The sequence below is a fragment of the Streptomyces sp. NPDC091387 genome (genome assembly GCF_044756945.1).
Classification (GTDB): Bacteria; Actinomycetota; Actinomycetes; order Streptomycetales; family Streptomycetaceae; genus Streptomyces.
Window position 1 is genome coordinate 61,520 of the sequence record NZ_JBIVTZ010000007.1, and the last position, 17,362, is coordinate 78,881.

The 17,362-nt window shown below is 70.7% G+C and carries 18 protein-coding genes and 1 pseudogene; 4 read left to right on the forward strand and 15 right to left on the reverse strand.

Annotated features, from left to right (window positions below; translation table 11 throughout):
• Nucleotides 1-184: 184 nt before the first annotated feature.
• Nucleotides 185-1,318 carry an alpha/beta hydrolase gene (locus ACIQM0_RS15885; RefSeq protein WP_401286538.1) on the forward strand — a complete coding sequence of 378 codons (1,134 nt, stop codon included), beginning with the start codon at nucleotides 185-187 and terminating at the stop codon, nucleotides 1,316-1,318.
• 156 nt (nucleotides 1,319-1,474) lie between these two features.
• Here the strand turns inward: ACIQM0_RS15885 and ACIQM0_RS15890 are convergent.
• Nucleotides 1,475-1,804, reverse strand: a pseudogene (locus ACIQM0_RS15890) (alpha/beta hydrolase); the annotation flags it as partial.
• Nucleotides 1,805-2,056: 252 nt separating this feature from the next.
• Nucleotides 2,057-3,067 carry an NADP-dependent oxidoreductase gene (locus ACIQM0_RS15895; RefSeq protein ID WP_401286540.1) on the reverse strand — a complete coding sequence of 337 codons (1,011 nt, stop codon included), beginning with the start codon at nucleotides 3,065-3,067 and terminating at the stop codon, nucleotides 2,057-2,059.
• A gap of 111 nt (nucleotides 3,068-3,178) precedes the next feature.
• Here ACIQM0_RS15895 and ACIQM0_RS15900 point away from each other — a divergent pair, with 111 nt between their 5' ends.
• Nucleotides 3,179-3,748 (forward strand): TetR/AcrR family transcriptional regulator, encoded by a 570-nt coding sequence (locus ACIQM0_RS15900; protein ID WP_401286542.1) that lies wholly within the window; start codon nucleotides 3,179-3,181, stop codon nucleotides 3,746-3,748.
• A 102-nt stretch (nucleotides 3,749-3,850) separates the two neighbouring features.
• On the opposite strand, the gene murJ is transcribed toward ACIQM0_RS15900, so the two are convergent.
• The 6 genes from murJ to ACIQM0_RS15930 form a co-directional block, all read right to left on the reverse strand.
• Entirely contained in the window at nucleotides 3,851-5,557 is a 1,707-nt protein-coding gene (gene murJ / locus ACIQM0_RS15905) for a murein biosynthesis integral membrane protein MurJ (RefSeq protein ID WP_401287190.1), read from the reverse strand.
• Nucleotides 5,558-6,046: 489 nt separating this feature from the next.
• Nucleotides 6,047-6,919, reverse strand: coding sequence for an amino acid ABC transporter permease (locus ACIQM0_RS15910; protein ID WP_401286544.1), 873 nt, complete (start codon nucleotides 6,917-6,919; stop codon nucleotides 6,047-6,049).
• Nucleotides 6,916-7,560, reverse strand: coding sequence for an amino acid ABC transporter permease (locus ACIQM0_RS15915; RefSeq protein WP_363020813.1), 645 nt, complete (start codon nucleotides 7,558-7,560; stop codon nucleotides 6,916-6,918). The genes ACIQM0_RS15910 and ACIQM0_RS15915 overlap by 4 nt, the downstream gene beginning before the upstream one ends.
• 16 nt (nucleotides 7,561-7,576) lie before the next feature.
• Nucleotides 7,577-8,488, reverse strand: coding sequence for a glutamate ABC transporter substrate-binding protein (locus ACIQM0_RS15920; RefSeq protein WP_401286546.1), 912 nt, complete (start codon nucleotides 8,486-8,488; stop codon nucleotides 7,577-7,579).
• 14 nt (nucleotides 8,489-8,502) lie between these two features.
• Nucleotides 8,503-9,246, reverse strand: coding sequence for an amino acid ABC transporter ATP-binding protein (locus ACIQM0_RS15925; protein WP_401286548.1), 744 nt, complete (start codon nucleotides 9,244-9,246; stop codon nucleotides 8,503-8,505).
• Nucleotides 9,247-9,403: 157 nt separating this feature from the next.
• Complete coding sequence (locus ACIQM0_RS15930) at nucleotides 9,404-9,844, reverse strand: DUF6278 family protein (RefSeq protein WP_363020816.1); 441 nt, start codon at nucleotides 9,842-9,844, stop codon at nucleotides 9,404-9,406.
• A gap of 472 nt (nucleotides 9,845-10,316) precedes the next feature.
• Between ACIQM0_RS15930 and ACIQM0_RS15935 the strand changes: the two genes are divergently transcribed.
• Both ACIQM0_RS15935 and ACIQM0_RS15940 read left to right on the forward strand, forming a co-directional pair.
• The gene (locus ACIQM0_RS15935) at nucleotides 10,317-11,543 is read left to right on the forward strand and encodes a Cmx/CmrA family chloramphenicol efflux MFS transporter (protein ID WP_401286549.1); all 1,227 of its coding nucleotides are present in this window, start codon (nucleotides 10,317-10,319) and stop codon (nucleotides 11,541-11,543) included.
• Nucleotides 11,536-11,805 carry a glutaredoxin domain-containing protein gene (locus tag ACIQM0_RS15940; RefSeq protein WP_401286550.1) on the forward strand — a complete coding sequence of 90 codons (270 nt, stop codon included), beginning with the start codon at nucleotides 11,536-11,538 and terminating at the stop codon, nucleotides 11,803-11,805. The genes ACIQM0_RS15935 and ACIQM0_RS15940 overlap by 8 nt, the downstream gene beginning before the upstream one ends.
• 13 nt (nucleotides 11,806-11,818) lie before the next feature.
• On the opposite strand, the gene ACIQM0_RS15945 is transcribed toward ACIQM0_RS15940, so the two are convergent.
• The 7 genes from ACIQM0_RS15945 to ACIQM0_RS15975 all read right to left on the reverse strand — a co-directional run bounded on the left by ACIQM0_RS15945 (nucleotide 11,819) and on the right by ACIQM0_RS15975 (nucleotide 17,324).
• Complete coding sequence (locus ACIQM0_RS15945) at nucleotides 11,819-12,598, reverse strand: exodeoxyribonuclease III (RefSeq protein WP_401286552.1); 780 nt, start codon at nucleotides 12,596-12,598, stop codon at nucleotides 11,819-11,821.
• A gap of 48 nt (nucleotides 12,599-12,646) precedes the next feature.
• On the reverse strand, nucleotides 12,647-13,300 hold the full coding sequence (locus tag ACIQM0_RS15950) for an MBL fold metallo-hydrolase (RefSeq protein ID WP_401287192.1): 654 nt from the start codon (nucleotides 13,298-13,300) through the stop codon (nucleotides 12,647-12,649).
• A 22-nt stretch (nucleotides 13,301-13,322) separates the two neighbouring features.
• Nucleotides 13,323-14,618, reverse strand: coding sequence for an alpha/beta fold hydrolase (locus tag ACIQM0_RS15955; RefSeq protein WP_401286553.1), 1,296 nt, complete (start codon nucleotides 14,616-14,618; stop codon nucleotides 13,323-13,325).
• A gap of 135 nt (nucleotides 14,619-14,753) precedes the next feature.
• The gene (locus tag ACIQM0_RS15960; protein WP_401286555.1) at nucleotides 14,754-14,945 is read right to left on the reverse strand and encodes a hypothetical protein; all 192 of its coding nucleotides are present in this window, start codon (nucleotides 14,943-14,945) and stop codon (nucleotides 14,754-14,756) included.
• A gap of 200 nt (nucleotides 14,946-15,145) precedes the next feature.
• Nucleotides 15,146-15,400 carry a hypothetical protein gene (locus ACIQM0_RS15965; RefSeq protein WP_401286556.1) on the reverse strand — a complete coding sequence of 85 codons (255 nt, stop codon included), beginning with the start codon at nucleotides 15,398-15,400 and terminating at the stop codon, nucleotides 15,146-15,148.
• A gap of 149 nt (nucleotides 15,401-15,549) precedes the next feature.
• Nucleotides 15,550-16,146 (reverse strand): hypothetical protein, encoded by a 597-nt coding sequence (locus ACIQM0_RS15970; protein WP_363020823.1) that lies wholly within the window; start codon nucleotides 16,144-16,146, stop codon nucleotides 15,550-15,552.
• A gap of 14 nt (nucleotides 16,147-16,160) precedes the next feature.
• On the reverse strand, nucleotides 16,161-17,324 hold the full coding sequence (locus ACIQM0_RS15975) for an ROK family glucokinase (RefSeq protein ID WP_363020824.1): 1,164 nt from the start codon (nucleotides 17,322-17,324) through the stop codon (nucleotides 16,161-16,163).
• Nucleotides 17,325-17,362: the final 38 nt, after the last annotated feature.

Consider the following 17,362-nt stretch of genomic DNA (forward strand, 5'->3'; position numbering starts at 1 on the left):
TTCGTCTGCCTGCGCACCCCTTGGGTGCTGATCCTGCCCGAGGTCGCCATCGCGGCGCCCCCCTGACGCCTGGACGGACCACCTCAAGTACACGGCCTCAAGGGGTACTTCACCCTGCCACGTCATCCCGTCCGTGGTACTACAGAGAGGGTTTGTCAGGTCGCGTGTCGAACGGGGTGTTGTGGTGGCTGTGGGCTATCTGGTGACCGTGGTGCTGGCCGTGCTGATCGTGGTGTTCTGCCTGGTGCGCATACGCGGGCCGCAGCCGCTCTTCTACTTCAGCTACCGGCTCGGCCTGGTCTTCAACGAGATTCCGCACGTCGCTCTCTACGCGCTGGTGGTCTCGACGGCGCTGGCCTTCTCGGAGGGCGACATCGCCACGACCGCCGACCGGGTGAGCGTCGGGGTGGCGGCCGTCGCGGCCGCCGGGCTCGTGGTGGTCACCCTGCGCGGGGTGCGGACGGCGTCCGTGGTGCGGGCCGCCCTGGACGACGCGTTCGGCGCCGGTACGGGGAGGCGCCGTCGGCCGCCGCTGGCACGCATCCTGCTCAGGCCCGTCTTCCGCCGCCGCCATGACGTCAGGCGGGTGGGCAACCTCAGCTACGGGGACGGAGGCCGCCGCAACCTCCTCGACGTCTACCACCACCGCTCGCGCCCCGAGGGCGGCTCGGTGCTGATCCACTTCCATGGCGGCCACTACGACCAGGGCCGGAAGAACACCCAGTCGCTGCCGCTGCTCTACCGGCTCGCCGGCCAGGGGTGGGTCTGCATCAGCGCCAACTACCGGCTGCGGCCGGACTTCCCGCATCCCGCCCATCTGATCGACGCGAAGAAGGTCATCGCCTGGGCGCGCGAACACGCGGCGGAGTACGGCGCGGCGCCCGAGGCGTCCGTGTTCGTGTCGGGGAGCTCCGCGGGTGGGCACATGGCGGCGCAGGCCGCACTCACCCCCAACGAACCGTCCTACCAGCCCGGGTTCGAGGAAGCGGACACCTCTGTGACCGGCGCCATCGCACTCAACGGCTTTCTCGCGGAGTACTTCGACGGAGACCCGGCGACCTCGCCGGTGAACCTCGTCCGGGCGGATGCGCCACCGTTCCTCATCGCGCACGGCGACCTGGACGAGCTGGTGGACACCGAGAACCCCAGGGCCCTCGTCGCCGCTCTGCGCTCCGTCTCCACCTCGCCGGTCGCGTACGTCGAACTGCCCGGCGGGCACCATGCCTTCGACCTCTTCCACTCCTTCCGGTTCGAAGCGCTCATCGACGGCATCGAGGACTTCGCCGCGTGGGTGACGGCCCGGAAGAAGTCGGCCTGACCCGACACCTCACGCCACGGGCCGACGACAGCCCCCGGCCGGTTGTCCACGACCTGTCCGGCTTCCGGCGCTCCCGGGCAGAGACACTCCCGGCCTGCGACTTCTTGGAGCGTCCTGTCCCCCTACGCTGCGAGCGTGTCCAGGATTTCCGCGACCGGGACGGGATCCAGCGGGCCGACGTGTGACGCCCGTGACGCGCGCCTCGTAGTCCTCCAGCCCGAGGCCCTTCAGCGGGGAGGCCTCGGCCGCCATCGCTTTGAGGTCCTGCCGCTGATACGACTCCGGCACGAAGGCCTCCGCGCCGTGCCCCGGCTGGTCCACCATGGCGACGCGGTGACCGCGCAGCGTCAGCTCACGCGCGATCGGCGTCCGATACGCGCCGGCGCTGTGGGTACCGTGCACCAGCACGTAGGTGGTGGGCCCTCGACGCGGGTCCGCTGCGGCCGGCGAGGTTCCCGGCCCGGTGGCCAGCGCCACGCCTCCCACCGCGAGCCCCAGCCCACGCAATGCTGTCCGCCGGGTGGCACCTGTTCGTTCTTCGTTTGTCGCGTACATCATGAGAACGACGCCATGAAGGGCCCACTCGGCTCGCCGGCGGTCCCGCACCACCACGGAGGCAGACCCAACACCCCCTTCCAACAGGGCCGTTCCGCGTGGTCCAAAAGCGTGGAACTCGTTTGATCACGGAAAGAAACACCGAGCACGAGCGCCGGACGCGTTGGTGGGGACGATTCGTTCCTAGGCGACCGTGAGTACGATCTTGCCCCGGATGTGGCCTTGGGCGGCGCGTTCGTGCGCTGCCTGGGCGTCCGCGAGCGTGAACGTGCTGTCGATCGCGACGCGGACCGTGCCCGCGTCGAGCAGGCGTCCCAGTTCGGCGAGCTGCGCGCCGTTCGAGCGGACCTGGGTGCCCGTGACCGTGACGCCCAGCCTCGCGGTCTCCTCTTCGTCGAATTCGCCGAAGAACACGGGGAACTGGGAGCCGCCGCGCTTGAGCGTGCGCAAGAAGCGCTTGCTGCCGGGGCCGCCGACGGCGTCGAGAACGAGGTCGACGCCGTGCACGAGTTCCTCGGGACGGCTCTTCGTGTAGTCGATGAACCGGTCGGCGCCGAGCTCGCGGAGGAACGCTTCATGCGCGCCCGATGCCACCGCGACGACATGGGCGCCCTTCCACTTCGCCAGCTGTAGCGCGAAGTGCCCCACCCCGCCCGCGGCGCCGTTGACGAGCACCGTCACGTTGGCGTCGAGCGGCACCGGGCGGTGCCGTGCCGCCTGGAAGGGCGACGGGTGGTCGTGTCCGAGGTCGATCAGGAACTGCCACGCGGTGAGCCCGGCCATCGGAGCCCCGGCGGCGTGCACGTGATCGATGCCGGCCGGCTTGAGTGCGAGGTCCGACGCGGGCGCGGCCACGTACTCGGCATAGGTGCTGCCGTCGAAGCTGGGGAAGCGGAGGAGACCGAAGACCTCATCGCCGACGGAGAAGCCGTCCACGTCCACGGCGACGGCCTCGACGACACCCGACAGGTCCGTCCCCGGAACCACGGGCAGGTCGAACTTCGGCCTCGTCTCCGGAGGCAGGTTCGACATGCCGTCGCGCAGGTACCAATCGGGGGGATTGACGCCGACCGCGTGAACGCGAACGAGCACCTCGCCCGGCCCCACCTCGGGGATCGGCACCTCCTCGTAGCGCAGGACTTCGGGGCCTCCGTGCTCGTGGAGCCGGACTGCCCTCATCGTGTGTGTCGGCATCGTTCTCTCCTGACCGCGCTGCGGGATAAGCTCATTCGGATCAGCGATCCGGATAAGTGGATCACTGGTACGAATATATGGACCACTGATCCGGATAGTCAAGGGGAGCAGATGCGAGCCGACGCCAGGAAGAACCGCGACCACCTGCTCGCAGTGGCGGGCACCGCCATCAGCGAGCAGGGCGTCGACGTGTCGCTGCGCGACATCGCGCGCCGGGCCGATGTCGGGCTCGCGACGCTGTTGCGGCACTTCCCGACGCGCGAGGCGCTGCTCGATGCCCTGCTCCGCACAAGCTTCGACGAACTGACGGCGCAGGCGGGCGAACTCGAGACGTCGAGCTCGCCCCAAGACGCTCTCACCACGTGGCTGCGCGACTGCGTCGCGTGGACGACCGAGTACCGGGGTGTGACCGTGCTGATGGCAGCCGCCATCGAGGACACCGAGTCCGCACTCCACGCTTCGTGCGTCGTCCTGCGTGCGGCCGGTGCGCGGCTTCTCACCCGCGCCCAGGCCGCGGGCGTGGCGCGGAACGACATCGACGGCGCCGATGTGTTCGCGTTGGTCGCCATGCTCGCCTGGCTCGGCGATCAGCCCTCGCTCGCGCCACGCGCCGATCATCTGTTCGAGGTGGTCGCGAGCGCGGTCCTGACGGATGCGGGGAGCAGCCACGCAACGGCGTGACGCCGCCCTGCGACCGGTAGTCACGGGCTCGTGGGCGATCGGCCTACCCCACCCGTGTGTTCGCCACCGCTGACCACCACGGCGCCGGTCAGCGCGCGGGGCTCAGCTCCGCCGCAGCCGGCTCCGGGCGGCCGCCAGCGCCGTGCTGAGCTCGGTCAGCCGCAGCGGACGGGCCAGCACCGCCACCACCAGGGCGAGGACCGCCACGCCCGCGCCCGCCGCGGCGAAGTCCCCGAGCCCGGAGCCCTCCGTGTCGACGGCGCGGGCCGCCGCGTACGCCAGCAGCCCCGCGGGCACGCAGGCGGCCACCAGCCGTGCGTGCGCCCGCACTCCGGGCGAGCGCACCAGCGAGGGCCGTTCCGCGCCGCTCCCGGAGACCCTTCGGTGCAGTACGTACGCGGTGACGGCGAAGCCGGCGAACAGCGCGACGGAGTACGCCCCGGCCATCCCCGTGACGGCCCAGCGCGCGGGCAGCAGCAGATACGCGGCGACCGAGAGGCCGGCGTTGAGCGCCGCGATGACCAGGTTCAAGCAGAACGGCGTCCGGGTGTCGCTCATCGCGTAGAACCCGCGGGAGAGCACGTACTGCCCGGAGTAGGCGATGAGCCCCGGTGCGAAGGCCGCCAGCATGCCCGCCATCACGGTGACGTCCGCGGGGCCGGTCTGTCCGTGGCCGAAGACCGCTCCCATCAGCCACGGCGCGAGCGCGAGCAGCGCGGCGGCGGCCGGGACCACCACCGCGGCCGAGGTCCGCAGCGCGTACGAGACGTCCCGGCGCACCCCGGCGAGGTCGCCCTCGGCCGCCGCCCTGCTCATCCGCGGCATCAGCGCCGTGACGAGGCTGACGGTCACGATGCCCTGCGGCACCACCCACAGCTGGAAGGCGTAGCTGTACGCGGTGTAGCCCGCGCCGCCCGCCACGCCCTGGTCCGCGGCGTGCTGGCCGGTCGCGGTGGAGAGCCGGGTCACCACCCAGTAGGCGGCCTGGTTGGTCAGGACGAGCATGACGAGCCAGCCGGCCGCGCGCAGCGGCCGGGTGAGACCGCTGCCGCGCCAGTCGAACCGCGGCCGCCAGCGGAACTTCGCGGCGCGCAGGGCGGGTACGAGCGCCAGGGTCTGCGCGGCGATCCCGGCCGTGGTCCCCCAGCCGAGGAACTGGGCCTGTGCGGAGGTCAGGCTGCCGTCCGAGCCCACCGCGGTCCAGAGGTAGATCCCGAACACCGCGATGATCACGATGTTGTTGAGGACCGGGGTCCACATCATCGCCCCGAACCTGTTGCGGGCGTTGAGCACCTGGCCGAGGAGGGTGAAGAGCCCGTAGAAGAGGATCTGGGGCAGGCAGTAGCGGGCCAGGGCGATGGTGAGTTCGGCCTGGTCCCCGTCGTAGGTGGGGGCGTACAGGGAGATGATCAGCGGGGCGCCGGCGACGGCGAGCGCGGTGAGGGCGAGGAGCCCGGCCGTGCAGAGGGTGAGGAGCCGGTCGGTGTAGGCGGCCCCGCCGTCGGTGTGTTCCTTGGCGACCCGGACGAGTTCGGGGACGAAGACGGCGTTCAGGGCGCCGCCGATCAGCAGCATGTAGAGGATGTTGGGCAGGGTGTTGGCGACCGTGTAGCCGTCGGCCCGCAGTCCGGTGCCGAGTGCGGCGACGACGACCGCCGAGCGTATGAATCCCGTGGCCCGTGAGACGACGGACCCGGCGGCCATGACGGCGCCGCTGCGCAGCACCGAGCCCGTGCCCGTGCCCGTGCCCGTGCCCGGCTGCTCGTCCTTCCGCGGGGCGACCCCGGTGGTCGCGTCCGCGGCCGTCACCGGCACGCCGGACGGGCCCGGAACGTCCGGTACGGGGTGTTGCAGGCTGCTCCGCGCACCGATGTCTCCCACTCTCCGAGGGTCTCCACGACCTCCTCGCCGGTGCCGGCTCGCGGCGCGGCGGTGCGGGGGGTGCGGTCGTCGGGATCCAGGGGGGAGGATATCCGACGCGGGGAACCCGGCTCCTCACCGGTGTGCGCGCCGGGTTGTGGACCGGCGGCGCGTTCCGGGCGGACGCCGGGCCGGCCGTTCCCCGTGGACCCGGAGATCCTCCTCCGGTCCCCACGGTGTCCCGGCCGGTCACCGACGTGCCCTGATGGCCGACACCGTCGGCCCGTTTGCGCACCGAGCACAGCCCGGCCGGCTCACAGCTGACCTTCCCCTCGCCGGCGCGGACCGTCGTGCGGTCCGTGCCGTTGCACGAGAAGTGATCACCGGCTGCTGCCGGGCGGGCACCGCTCCCGGGTACCGCCTCTCGGCGGTTCCCGGCTACTGCGCTCCCGGCAGGAGCGTTCCTGGACCGGCCGGTGCGACGTCCACCGCCTCCGTCCTCGGATTGCGCCGCTGCCGCCTGGCCACCCAGGTGGCGAACCAGGAGAGCAGCATGCACATCCCGATGTAGATCGGCGAGATCACCATCACTACGGGGATGAAGGGAAGATCGTAGTCGAGGTTGGAGGCGATGAGCTTCCCGGCATGGAGGAATTCCTCGTACGTGATCAGATAGCCGAGTGAGGTGTCCTTCAGCGCCACCACCAGCTGGCTGATGATGGTGGGCAGCATCGCACGCACCGCCTGCGGGGCCAGGACGAACGTCGTGACCTGCGTCTTGCGCATGCCCAGGGCGAACGCCGCCTCGTGCTGGCCGCGTTCCACCGAGTTGATGCCGGTACGGAACACCTCGGCGAGCACCGAGCCGTTGTACAGCGTCAGCCCGGCGACCAGGGCCGGCAGCGGCTGCACCTTCAGCGCGACGAAGATGAAGAAGATCATCACCAGTACGGGCATGGCGCGGAAGAACTCGACGAGGACCGTGGCGATCCAGCGGACCGGCCGGTGGTCGGAGAGCCGCCCGACGGCGAGGACGGCCCCGAGGGCCAGCGAGAGCACCGCGGCGTACGCGAACGCCTTGAGGGTGTTGCCGAGGCCGCGCAGCAGCAGTTCCTGGATGCCCTTGTACTCGAAGGGCGACCATTTGGCGCTGGTGAACTGGTCGGTGTCGAAGAGCAGGTAGATGACCCAGCCGACCAGGGCGAGGATCAGGACCGTCGAGACGATTCCGTAGACGAGGTGCCGTCTGCGGGTCAGCGGACCGGGGATGTCGTAGAGGGCGGTGGCGGAGGGTGCGGAGTGGGTGGTCATCGGGCGACTCCCCAGCGCTTCTCCATCACGTTGAACACCGCGCTGATCGACAGCGTGATGATCAGGTAGCCGACGGCGATCCAGACGAAGGTCCAGATGATGCTGAATCCCAGCTCGTTGAGGGTCTTGTAGGTGCCGAGCAGTTCGGTGACGCTGAACGCCCCGGCGATCGCCGAGTTCTTGGCCAGCGCGATGAGCGTCGAGCCGATCGGCGGGATCACCGAGCGGAACGCCTGCGGGAGCACCACGTTGCCGAGTGTCTGCCCGAACGTCATCCCGAGGCTGCGGGCGGCTTCGCCCTGGCCCTTGGGCACGGTGTTGATGCCGGAGCGCAGCACCTCGCAGATGAACGCGGAGGTGTAGCAGCCGAGTGCGAGGACCGCGAAGACCTTGAACGGCAGCACGAGGCCGAAGCGTGGCAGACCGAGCAGTACGGCGAAGAAGAGCAGGGTCAGCGGGGTGTTGCGCAGCACCGTGACCCAGACCGTGCCGAGCACCCGGAACGAGCCGACGGGCGCCACCCGGCAGGAGGCCATCACGAAGCCGAGGACCATCGCCAGGATCGAGGCGTAGACGGTGAGTTCGAGGGTTCCGAGGAAGCCCTTGCCGTAGAGCGAGAAGTTCTCGGTGAGTACGTCCATGGTTCTGGTCGTCCTCTCAGGTCGCCGGGTAGCGGTCGATGGGCGGCGGCTTGGGTGCGGGAGCCCCGGAGAGGCCGAGCGTGGCCTCGAAGGCCTTCTTCCAGTTGCCGTTCTTCTCGTTGGCCTCCAGCGCGTCGTCCAGGGCGAACCGCAGGGCGTTGTCGCCGCGCGGGACGCCGATGCCGTACGGCTCCTCGGAGAACGGCTTGCCGACCACCTTCATCTCGTGGGGCGCCTTGGCCGCGAAGCCCAGCAGGATCGCGTCGTCCGTGGTGACGACGTCGACCTGGTAGGTCAGCAGGTTGTCGACGCAGATGGAGTAGGTGTCGTAGGAGACCAGATGGGCCTTGGGGTAGTCGGCGGCGATCCGCTGGTACGGGGTCGAGCCCGCCGCCGAGCAGACCGTCTTGCCCGCCAGGTCCTGCGGGCCGTGGATGTCGTTCTCGTCCGTGCGGACCAGCAGCCCCTGCCCGGCCATGTAGTAGGGGCCGGCGAACCCGACGAGCTTCTTGCGCATGTCGTTGATCGTGTAGGTGCCGACGTAGTAGTCGATCTGCCCGTTCTGCAGCGCCGTCTCGCGGTTGGCCGAGGCGATCGTCTTGAACCGGATCGTCTTCGGGTCGAAGCCCAGCGCGGCCGACATCATCCGGGCGATCTCGATGTCGAAGCCGGAGTAGACGCCGGTGGCCGGGTCCTTCTCGCCCAGATAGGGCTGGTCCTCCTTGGCGCCCACCCGCAGGTATCCGCGCTTCTTCGCCTGCGTCCAGGTGCTGGAGGCGGGCAGCCGGAAGCCGGTGTCGACCTGGTAGACGGGCAGCGCTCCGGCCTTCGGCCCCTTCACCGGCGGGCTGCCGTCCTTCCCGCAGCCGGCGGCGAGGACGGCCAGCAGGAGGGCGGCACAGGCGGCCAGTACTTTTCTCGTACGCAACACAGGGCCCCCCGTCAGTGCTTGAGGATCTTGGACAGGAAGTCCTTGGCGCGGTCGCTCTCCGGCGCGGTGAAGAAGTCCTCCGGGGTGCGGTCCTCGACGATGCGGCCGTCGGCCATGAAGACGACCCGGTTGGCGGCGGACCGGGCGAAGCCCATCTCGTGGGTGACGACGACCATCGTCATGCCCTCCCGGGCGAGCTGCTGCATCACTTCCAGCACCTCGTTGATCATCTCCGGGTCGAGCGCCGAGGTGGGCTCGTCGAAGAGGAGCGCCTTGGGATCCATGGCGAGGGCGCGGGCGATGGCCACGCGCTGCTGCTGGCCGCCGGAGAGCTGGGCGGGGAACTTGTCGGCCTGCGAGGCGAGTCCCACCCGTTCCAGCAGTTCGCGGGACCGCCGGTCGGCCTCGTCCTTCTTCCGCTTGCGGACCTTGAGCTGGGCGAGCGAGACGTTCGCCAGGACGGTCTTGTGCGCGAACAGGTTGAACGACTGGAAGACCATGCCGACTTCGGCTCTCAGCTGGGCGAGCCCCTTGCCCTCCTCGGGAAGGGGCCTGCCGTCGAGCATGATGTGGCCCGACTCGATCGTTTCGAGCCGGTTGATGGTCCGGCAGAGGGTGGACTTGCCCGAGCCGGAGGGGCCGATGACCACCACCACCTCCCCGCGGCCGACGGTGAGATTGATGTCCTGCAGTACGTGCAACTTTCCGTAGAACTTATTGACGTCACGCAGCTCGATCAACGGATCGACGGCCATACGCTGCCCTACCCACTTATCGCTTGGTCGAGGTCAGCGCAAACTATCCATCCCGGCAAGGGACTTCACACCCGACACGCGTAAATGGGGCATAAGGCGTTTTATCGCGCCGCAGCGCGGAAGCGCCGCGGGGACCACCCCCATACCCGTGACCGGCTCAGCCCTCGGCCGACTCCGAGTAGAGCTGGGACAGCTCCGGACTGCCCGACATCGCCCAGCTCAGACCGGCCTCGACCACATCGATCTCGCGTCCGGAGGCGAGCCGCACCACGGGCCGGCCGCTCGGCCAGATGTGCCAGAGCGCACCGGGAACGTTGCGCACCAGGACCGTGCCCAGGTAGAGCCCCGCGTCGTTGCCCAGCCAGGGCAGCTCCTCCGGGTCGTCGCGCCAGCGCGGCGGCAGCTGGTCCAGTGCCGCCAACGAGACCGGGCTGTCGTCGAGTTCGAGCCCCCGCTCCCCGGCCCGGACGCGGAGCAGGTCACATTCGGCGAGCAACTGGGCCACGCCTTCCGGGTCGGCGTCGACGGCGGCGGCGAGCCCCGCCTCCCGCGTACCGTCGTGACGCTTACGCCAGTTGTCCAAGAAAGGGATGTTCATACCGCTCAGGGTCGCATCCCGGCCCGCATCCGCACCACAGGACGCGCGGTCTGTCGTTCGAGCGCTGAACACCTGACGTACCTCGCGCGTTCACCCGGACCTGTCCGCCGGCTCCGGGGGCGGGCCCGGAAAAGGGGTGGTGACATCCCGCCGCGCACTGGTAACTTCGCGATCATGTGCAGCCCCGAGTCCGACAGAAGCTAGCCACCGGTCCCCCGGTGGCTTCCCGGACCGGCCGGACCCCGTCCGCCCCGGTCACGCACGGCTGCCACCCCGGACCCATGCGGTTGCGGGTTGCGCTTCGGCGTACGCACCGGGGTGAGGATCCCCCGGCAGTCACGGCTCCGCCGATGTGCCGTTTCACGGCCACGATCGCGGTGACCGTTCCGCCGTGTTGCCGCTCGCTGAGGCGAGCGGGCGCGGCCCGCATCCCCAACCGGTTCTGTCCGTCAGCCGTCCATGGGGTTCCTTCATGCCATTTTCCGTTTACGCGCTCGGGCTCGCCGTCTTCGCCCAGGGCACTTCCGAGTTCATGCTGTCCGGCCTGCTGTCGGGCATCTCCGAGGACCTGCACGTCTCCATCCCCGCCGCGGCCCTGCTGACCTCGGCGTTCGCCGTCGGGATCGTGATCGGGGCGCCGCTGATGGCGCTCCTGGGGCGCAACTGGCCCCGTCGGTCGGCCCTGTTGTTCTTCCTCGGTGTCTTCGCGGCCGTCCATGTCGTCGGCGCGGTCACCTCCAGCTACGGTCTGCTGCTCGCGACGCGCGTCGTCGCGGCGCTGGCGAACGCCGGCTTCTGGGCGGTCGCCCTGGTGACCGCGGTCGCCCTGGCCGGGCCGGGAGCGCGGGCCCGCGCGACCTCCGTGGTGGTCGGGGGCGTCACCGTCGCCTGTGTGGCGGGGGTCCCCGCCGGGGCGTGGCTGGGCGGCCAGTGGGGGTGGCGGGCGGCCTTCTGGGCCGTCGCCCTCGTCTCGCTGCCGGCGATCGCCGTGATCGCGGCGGCGATTCCGGCGGGGCGGCCCCCGTCCGCCCTGCCGAGCGCACGCGCCGAACTGCGGAGCCTGGCGGGGCGCGGGCTGCAGCTGACGCTGCTGACGAGCGCGCTCGTCCAGGGCGCGACCTTCTGCGCGTTCTCGTATCTCGAACCGATCGCCACCCAGGTCACCGGGTTCGGCTCCGCGTGGGTGCCCGCCCTGCTCGCCCTGTTCGGGGTCGGCTCGTTCATCGGGGTCACCGTCTGCGGCCGGATCATCGACTCCCGGCCGGTCGCGCTGACCGCTGCCGGTCTGGTGTCGCTCACCGTCGGCTGGGCACTGTTCGCGTGGACGGCGGGGAGCCCCGTGGCGGTGTTCGTGCTCGTTCTCGTCCAGGGGATGCTGGCGTTCGGCACCGGCACCGCGCTGATCTCGCACGTGTTCCGCCTGGCGGACCGTGCGCCGACGCTGTCGGGCTCGTTCGCCACCGCGTCGTTCAATGTGGGCGGCGCGCTGGGCCCCTGGATCGGCGGGCTCGCGATCGGTGCGGGGTTCGGCTTCCGGGCACCGCTCCGGGTGAGCGCGCTGCTGATGGTCCTGGCGCTCGGCACCGCCGCAGCCGCGCGGGCCTGCCGCCCGGCCCCCGCACCGGCACCGGCACCGGCACCGGCACTAGGATCTGGCGCGGACGCACACACATACGAACAGGGGAGTTCGAGTGGCTGAGGACCGAGCAGGGGTCGTCGTCTACTGGCGGCCCGGCTGCCCGTACTGCATGAACCTCCGGCTGCGGCTCCGGTTCACGAAGCTGGAGTACACCGAGGTCAACATCCGGCGGGACCCCGAGGCCGCCGCGTTCGTCCGCTCCGTGGCGGACGGGAACGAGACCGTGCCGACGGTCACCGTGGGCGGCAAGGCCATGGTCAACCCGTCGAAGGGCCAGGTGATGGAGGCCGTGCGGGCTCAGGCACCCGGGGCGGGCACCTGAGCACCGCCCGTGCTCAGAGGTCGAGGTCGACGACCACCGGGGCATGGTCGGACGCGCCCTTGCCCTTGCGCTCCTCGCGGTCCACGTAGCTGTCCTTGACGGCCGCGGTGAACGGGGCGTTGCCGTAGACGAGGTCGATGCGCATGCCCTTGTTCTTCGGGAAGCGCAGCTCGCGGTAGTCCCAGAAGGTGTACGGGCGGTCGTACTTCAGGGGGCGCGGCACGACGTCGGCGAGGCCCTCCTCGCGCAGCGCCGCGAGGGCGGCCCGCTCGGCGGGCGTGACATGGGTGGCGCCCTCGAAGAGGGCCGGGTCCCACACGTCCTCGTCGGTCGGGGCCACGTTGAAGTCGCCGATGACCGCGAACGGCAGCGCCCCCGCGGCGTCCGCCGCGACCGCCGTCCGCAGCGCCTCGAACCAGCGCAGCTTGTACGCGTAGTGCTCGTGCTCGACCTCGCGGCCGTTGGGCACGTACACCGACCAGAGGCGGACGGGGCCGCAGGTGGCGCTGATCGCGCGGGGCTCCTGCACGGCGTCGTACTCGGGGCCGCCGGGCAGCCCCGTCACGACGTCGGACAGTCCGGCCCGGGAGATGATCGCCACCCCGTTCCACCGGCCGGTGGCGTTGACCGCGGACTCGTAGCCGAGCTCGCGGAGCGCCTCCGCCGGGAACTGCTCGGCGGTGCACTTGGTCTCCTGGACGCACAGCACGTCCGTGCCGGTGCTCTCCAGCCAGGCGAGCAGCCTCGGCAGTCGGGCGGTGATCGAGTTGACGTTCCAGGTGGCGATGCGCATGTACGTAAACCTAGCGGCTGCCACTGACAGCCGCCGGGGCGCCGTCCCTCACAGGGCCGTCGAGTCCCCCGGTGTCAGCCGGCCGTGGTCGGTGCCGCCGAGGCCGCCGATCTGGGTGTCGTAGATCGGGCGGGCGAGATCGGTGAGCAGCGCGTCGTGGATGTCGATGGCGCGGCGCGGCTTGACCTCGCGGACATAGTCGATGACCTCGGAGATCTTGTTCCACGGAGCCATCACCGGGAGCATCAGGGTGTCGACCGGGCGGTCGGGCACGGTGAGCGCGTCGCCCGGGTGGAAGAGCGAGTCGTCCACCAGGAAGCCGATGTTGGTGATCCGCGGGATGTCCGGGTGGATCACCGCGTGGAGTTCGCCGTGCACCTGGACGTCGAACCCGGCGGCCGTGAAGGTGTCGCCGTGTCCGACGGTGTGGACACGTCCCGGGAACGCCGCGGCGAGCTGTCCGGCCACGCTGCGCAGGGTCCAGATCTCGGCGGCCGGATTGGCCTCCAGGCCGGCCCGCAGCCGCTCCTCGTTGAAGTGGTCGGGGTGCTCGTGCGTCACCAGGATCGCCTCGGCACCGACCGCGGCGTCCTGCTCCGAGAAGCCGCCCGGGTCGATGACGAGCGTGCGCCCGGCCTTCTCCAGACGGATGCAGGAGTGGGTCTTCTTGGTCAGCGTGAGCGCGAACGGCTCGGGATTCACAGCGTTCATGTGCCCCATCCTGCTACGCGGGCGGTGTCGTTTCGGCCTGAATCACCGACTGCGCGATCGTGAAGGCGGCGCTCGCGGCCGGAATGCCGCAGTACACGGCCGTCTGGAGCAGGACCTCCCGGATCTCGGCCGGGGTGAGGCCGTTGCGCAGGGCCGCGCGGACGTGCGCGGCCAGCCCCTCCAGATGTCCGGAGGCGACCAGCGCGGTGAGCGTGACGGTACTGCGCGTGCGACGGTCCAGCCCCTCGCGGCTCCACACCTCGCCCCAGGCATAGCGGGTGACGAGCTCCTGGAAGTCGTCGGTGAAGTCGTCGGAGGCGGCCATGACGCCGTCCACGTGGGCGTCCCCGAGCACTTCGCGGCGGATCCGCATGCCCTCCGGGTAGGCATCGGTACGCCCCTGCGAGGGGTCCGGGGGCCGCACGGTGGCCGCGGTGATCTCCGCGACGGGCAGTACGGGGGCGGAGAGCTGGGGAGCGAAGGTGGGCGCCGGGATGGCCGCCTGGGTGTCCTGCCATGCGGCGGAGAAGTGGGTGAGCAGGAGGTCGGTGACGGCTCCGGGCTGTTCGACCGGGGCCAGGTGGGAGGCGCCGGGGACGAGGGCCAGCCGGGCGTCGGGTATGCCCGCGACCAGGGTGCGGGCGTCGCCGGGGCCGGTGACCTGGTCCTCGGCCCCGACCAGGACGAGCGTGGGGACACCGATCCGGCCCAGTGCCGTACGGATGTCGAAGGCGGCGAGGGCTTCGCAGGCGGCGATGTAGCAGCCGGGGTCGGTGGTGCGGACCATCTGGACGGCCCACTCGACGATGGCGGGCTGGGCGGCGGCGAAGCCCGGAGTGAACCAGCGCTCCGGAGCGGTGCGGGCCATCGGCTCCAGCCCGTTGGTGCGGACGATCACCCCGCGCTGCCGGAATTCGTCGGCGCTGCCGAACCGGGCCGAGGAGGCCACCAGGGCGAGCGAGGCGACCCGGTGCGGATGGCGCAGGGCGAGGTCGGCGCCGATCGCACCGCCCATGGAGCAGCCCGCGTAGCCGAAGCGCTGGACGCCGAGGCCGTCGAGGGTGGCGAGCAGCCGGTCGGCGAGTTCACCGACGGCGGTGGCCGGGTGGGCGGGTGCGCCGCCGTGACCGGGAAGGTCGAAACGGAAGACTCTCCAGTGCTGGATGAGCTCGGATATCTGCCGGTCCCACATGTGCCACGACGTGCCGAGGGAGGGTCCGATCACGAGGACCGGGGCGTCTTCCGGCCCGTCAAAGCGGTATTGCAGGGTTTCAACCTTCTTCTCACTCACCCGCCCACGCTCCCACATCTCACATTCTCTCCGTGAGCGGGGGCCGGGGCACTCGCCAGACCTCCCCACATATCCGCAGCCGGCCGTAGATCCTCCACATTCGGCTTCACGTACCAGCGCCTGGTCGTGGGGGGTGTCGGTGTGCCCCGCCGGTCAGACCGTGTCCGCGACCTTGATGTAACCGCGCTGGATGACCCACCGCTGGTTGGTGTGGTCGATGCACTGCCAGAGACGCACACGATCACCGTCGTTACGGGTGTTGCCGGCGTCCTGACACACCTCGTTGGCAGCCCGGGACGCGGGAGCCGCGACGGAGGACGGCGCTCCCGCGCCGAGGGCGAGCACGAGCGCCGCGCCGCGCCGGTGAGGGAGCCAAGACAGCGCGGAAACCCCCAGCCACCACCCGTTGGGACCAAGCGGAATCACCCCTCCGTGCGAGCCGTGGGCACGTCCCGGTGACGCTTCCGGCACAGCGCCGCGGCACCGCCGGAGAACGGGCGAGGGCCCGCCCCTTGGTGGGACGGGCCCCGCGCGGTGCGAGAGGATCAGTGGTGCATGTACTCGGCGTAGAGGAAGCCCTTCTCGTCCTGGAAGTGCTGCTTGTTCTCCTTGGCGTACGTGATGCCGTACGGGCCGCCGAGGTTGAGGAACTCCGCGTTCGAGCGCGAGGCGTCGATCTGCTGGTAGCCCGCGAGGACCTTGCCGGCCTCCCCGCCGCTGTCGTGGGCTGCGGCCGGTGCTGCGGCGACGAAACCTGCTGCGGCAACCGTGGCCAGGGTGATTGCAATACCTCGAAGCATGGGCACTCCCTCTGCGATACGTCACGAATGGTGCGGGCGGAACCACCATGACCCGGACACCGGACCGACCCGGTCAGGCACGTCGGTCCCGGACGAGGAAGGCACCGAACGGACCCCCGATTGGGCCAGTCGCCGCAGTGCGCGCCACGTCACGGGGTGGCCGCGGACACGACGTACACGACCGGGGACATCGGATCGGTCATGTCGACGGTGATGTCCTGGTTGGGGCGCGGGTCCGGGTTGGTGTGGGTGGTTCCCGCCCACGCGACGCCGTCGCCGAAGTACCAGCCCGCGACCTTCGTCTCGCGGTCGCCGACGGTGACCTTGCCCGCGGTCAGGGCGGCGCGGCCGGTGCCGACCCGGGTCAGGAAGCGGTCGAGGCCGTTGGACGTGGTGCGGAACTGCACGTACATCCGGCTCGCCTTCCAGTTGTTGGTCTCGTAGTACTGGACCTCCACGGCGTCGCCGGGGATCGGTACCTCGAAGATCCGGCGGAGCATCCGGGACGGCCAGCCCTCGCGGAGCCCCTGCGCCGAGGCCTCGGCCGCCTTGTCCTGGCCGGAGCGGCGGCTCTGTCCCGCGGAGATCAGCAGATATCCGGCCGGGATGCCGATGAGCAGCACGATGATGGTCGCCGTGATCAGGCGCCGGCGGATCGTTCTGCGCCGGTCCTGCGGCGGCCGTCCGTCGCCCTGCTCGGGCGGCGGGGACTGACGCGGCACGACGGGGTGCTCGGCTGCGGTCATGGGTGTGGGAATCCCTAGGAAGTGCGGGTGTTGCGCGTATTACGGATGGTGCTCGCCGCCTGGTCGTAGATCTGCGCGTACCGCTCGTACCGCTCGACGCGGCGGCGGTTGGTACGGCGGAACCTGCGGGCCACCAGTCTGGCGAGGTCGGCGGCGCCGACCATACCCGCCTCTGGGCCGAGCTGCGCCTTCGCGATCCGCGCCTCTGGGCGGTAGCCGCGGCCGGTGAGGTGGCGTTTGAAGGCGTCCCTGGCCGGTCCGATCAGCAGGTCGTCGGCGGCGCTGACACCGCCTCCGATGACGAAGCAGGAGGGGTCGAGCGCGGCGGCCAGATTCGCGATGCCGACGCCGAGCCACTGGCCGATGTCCTGGAGGAGCTCGATGCACATCGCATCGCCCTCGCGGGCCAGTTCGGTGATGAGCGGTCCGGTGATGTCGGGGATGTTGCCGTTGACCCGCTCGATGAGTCCGTGGGCCACCGGGGAGTCCGCCGCGGCCAGCTCCCTGGCCTCCCGGACGAGGGCGTTCCCGGAGCTGTACTGCTCCCAGCAGCCGCGGTTGCCGCAGGGGCAGCGGTGGCCGCCGGGCACCACCTGCATGTGGCCGAACTCACCCGCGACGCCGTACTTGCCGCGCTTGACCTGACCGTCCTCCAGGATCGCGCCGCCGATGCCCGTACCGAGGGTGATCATGACGAGGTGGTCCTCGCCGCGCCCCGCGCCGAAGCGCCATTCGGCCCAGGCGGCGGTGTTGGCGTCGTTGTCGACCATGACCGGGACGACCAGCCGGGAGGCGATGGCGTCGCGCAGGGGTTCGTCGCGCCAGGCGAGGTGCGGGGCGAACAGCACCTTGGAGCGGTCCGCGTCGACCCAGCCGGCCGCGCCGATGCCCACCGCGTGCACGTCGTGCCGGTCGGAGAGGTCCAGGACCAGCTCGACGATGGTGTCCTCGACGACCTTGGGGCTCTTGGACTTGTCCGGCGTCTCGGTGCGCAGGGTCTCCAGGATGTTGCCGTCGGCGTCGACGACACCGGCCATCACCTTCGTCCCCCCGATGTCGATGCCGACGGTGGGGACCCGAGGCGCGGTGAGGTGCGAGCGCCGCTCCCGGGTGCCGACGGTCCGCAGGACGGTGGCGCGGGCGGAGCCGCGGTGTGTGAAGTCGCGGTACGTGCTCATCGTCCCTGGGGGGTCTGGAGTGGCCGGGTTCGAGGTGA